The following is a 3,268-nucleotide window of genomic DNA, read 5'->3' on the forward strand; positions in this document are numbered from 1 at the left end:
AAATATTCTTACTCCTACAATAGCTAATGCAACTGCAAGACTTCTAATTATTGCTATTCCATGAATTTTCTTTGAAAGTTTCGCACCTAACTGCGCCCCAAACAATACTCCAATGGATAATGCTACTGTTTGCATTACACTGGATTGAAACACCCCATCTACTATGTGAACTACAGTTCCAGATAGTGACATTACTGCTAAAACAAAATGTGATGTAGCCGTTGCAATATGAACTGGATAATTTAATATATTAACGAGCACTGGAACATGTATTATTCCTCCTCCTATGCCTAAAAAACTGGACATAAATCCTACAAAAACACTTACGATAATTCCAATTATGGGATTATAGGAAAATGTATGTTCAATTCCTTCAATATCTGTTACAGTTCTTGTAATATAACCATTCCTAACTGCTAAATTATTTTCTATCTTCTCTTTTTTAGTCCTCACTATCAAAAATATAGATACAAAAACTAATATTACACCAAAAATTCCATTAAAAAGCCTCCTCTGTATATACAATGTTATTACTGATCCGAGTATTGATCCAGGGATGGTTGCAATTGCAAAAATTAATCCTGATTTATAATCAATACGTTTCATCCTAGAGTAGGCAAAAGAACCTGATAATGCATTAAAAAATACAACTGCTAGGGAAATACTAGTTATAGTATCTGGACTTTTGTCAGGATATAATAACAATAATATTGGTACTAGTATAAATCCTCCACCAGCACCAATTAAAGTACCAAATGCTCCAACAATAAACCCTAAAGGAATTAACCATACAAATTGTATCAATTTAAAAACCTTCTTCCATAACATTTATAATCTATATATTTAGCTAGGCCAATAGACCTCTCTATTTTATAAACAATTAATTCAATACCTTCCACTTATATTATACACTACTTTTAACCATTTTGGAAATAAGTCTTTTATTTTTACAAATTTGAGATACTAGATAGGCAAAAAATATATCAATTCTTAAGATAAATTGTTTATAGATACAAAAAGCAGATAGCCTGGTATAAACTATCCGCTAAATATAAAATTAGATTTATTTTATATTATATTCAATAAAATAATGCATTATCTATTCTTAATGCTATTAGCTATTTTATTGTAATTTTATTATATCCTATTGCTTTTTTAGGACATGTCATAGCACACTTTCCACATTGAATACAGTCAGGATGACTTAATACATCACCTTTAAAATCATGTGGAACTAAACCTATTGGGCATTTCTTTTCACACAATTTACATGAAATACATGAAGATGATACATGCAATACTTTTTTACTTCTTCTAAATTTTCCTGTAATTGATGCTAAAGTTCCCATAGGACAAAAGTTACACCAGGTTCTATGATTATATACTAGAGATAATAGTATTCCTATTATAGTTGTTACGACAATTAGTCTATAAAATACCATTCCAATACCATAAAGGTTACCCCAGTTTTTATATACACCCGAAATAAATACTGTCATCATTATAGTTAATATTACTGTTCTAAAATAATATGATTTAAAAAACTTAGGTGGCTTTCTTTTATTACTAAATTTTGAAACCACATTGTCATAAAAATTTCCTCTTGGACATAAATTTCCACACCAAAATCTTCCTCTAGAAATAGATACAATTACAGGTGCTATCATACAAATGGCTGCAACTATTGCAAACCTTAAATCAAACATACCTAATACTATAAATGCAATTAATAGTGTAAATGAATACTTCCTCCAAAATCCTAAAAATTTTCTCATTAAAATACCTCCTAATTTACTATCAATATGCTAAATAAAATAATGCCATATGGATTTACTATTGCTTGAACAGTTCTTCTTTATATTAATAAATATCGCTATTCTCATCTGTAACAATGTCACTCACCTAGGTTACTCTCATTATTTGCACAATTTTTAATTCATGACTACTATTACAAGTTAGCTCATAAATTAGGGCATTAAAAACATTTGTATTTTGTCATTTAGAATTATGTATAAAAATTTATTTTATTGAATTAATTATGAAATTCAATTTAAGTTCAATAAAAAAATAACAGACTTTATATATAGAAATATAAAGTCTGTTATTTTTTATTTTTTATAATAAATTACCATTCTCTACCTGGGTCACTTGCCATTGAATTAACTGTACCTTTGGGATATAAAACAGAATAGTGATCCAATTTAGGGTTACTATTACTATCATTAGGTGCCTTGAATACAAATAGAATTTTAAAGTCTTCTCCTAATACATAACCTATAATTTTTTCACCATTATATGTCACATCATGAGAAGGCGTTCCGAAGAAATCTTCAACCATTGAAAGAGAAATTTGACTTAAACGTTCATCGAAAGATCTAATTTCAAAGATTCTACCGCCTTTATTAGATCCAAAAACCACTTTATTTTTAGAATAGGTGGAATAATTCCCCTTAGCATCTGCTACCCATTCTGATTTATCCGCTTTTCCAAGCTTATCCTCAACCTCTTGTAAATTAGAAGATTTAGCTTGAAAATCAGAATTAATAATTTTTCCTTCTTGTGCCATTATCTTAATATCATTAAGAATAGTTTTCTTTGAGTTATCTTCAGATTTTTGGGATTCATTATTATTTCCACTATTATCACCTGATTCAGATTGAATATTAGATGAATCTGAAACTTTATCTTTACCTTGAATATTCTCGGTTTTATCCTTCGATAACTTATTTGAATTTGAACAGCCTGCCACAATAGTTAAGGAAAGAAGTATCGCAGCAACTAAAATCAGTTTTTTATTAAATAACAACTTAATAAATTTTTTAGAGAATGCAATAATATTCCCATCCACTAACTTCTCACATCCTTTCCTACTCCCTATTAAATATATAAATTAATATAATCTATGTAGTAATTATATTCTTCCTTTACTCATTCTTCTATAATAATTGAAAAATAAAAATATTATCCATGCAGCTACTCCACTTAAGCTAACTAATTGAGCCATTCTAATACTTCCAAGCATTAAACTGTCAGTTCTCATTCCTTCAATTACGAATCTTCCTATAGAATACAAGCCTATATATGTAAAAAATACCATTCCATTCTTTTTACTTTTTCTTAATAAAATCATTAAGATTATAAACACCAATAAATTCCAAGTTGATTCATATAAAAAAGTAGGATTATAATATACTCCGTTTATATTCATGCCCTTTTGAATAAACATTGGAAAATGTTTAATAAATTCATAACTTACTGCATCTCCATG

General features: G+C 28.2%; 4 protein-coding genes. All 4 read right to left on the reverse strand.

The genetic code is table 11. The features are described 5' to 3' along the window. The coding region (locus COL3_RS25850) for a sulfite exporter TauE/SafE family protein (protein ID WP_099716763.1) at positions 1-804 on the reverse strand (804 nt) is incomplete at its 3' end. 314 nt (positions 805-1,118) lie between these two features. Continuing rightward, positions 1,119-1,775 carry a 4Fe-4S binding protein gene (locus COL3_RS25855; RefSeq protein WP_008425867.1) on the reverse strand — a complete coding sequence of 219 codons (657 nt, stop codon included), beginning with the start codon at positions 1,773-1,775 and terminating at the stop codon, positions 1,119-1,121. A gap of 350 nt (positions 1,776-2,125) precedes the next feature. After that, on the reverse strand, positions 2,126-2,848 hold the full coding sequence (locus tag COL3_RS25860) for a YjgB family protein (protein ID WP_008425865.1): 723 nt from the start codon (positions 2,846-2,848) through the stop codon (positions 2,126-2,128). 63 nt (positions 2,849-2,911) lie between these two features. Next, positions 2,912-3,268: prolipoprotein diacylglyceryl transferase family protein (locus tag COL3_RS25865; protein ID WP_180277993.1), on the reverse strand; the 357-nt coding region annotated here is incomplete at its 5' end.

Source organism: Clostridium sp. LS, assembly GCF_002760435.1.
Taxonomy (GTDB): Bacteria; Bacillota; Clostridia; order Clostridiales; family Clostridiaceae; genus Clostridium.

Excerpts from the sequence above, each read along its gene's own strand:
- COL3_RS25855 (WP_008425867.1), bottom strand. The coding sequence starts at position 1,775 with ATGAGAAAATTTTTAGGATTTTGGAGGAAGTATTCATTTACACTATTA.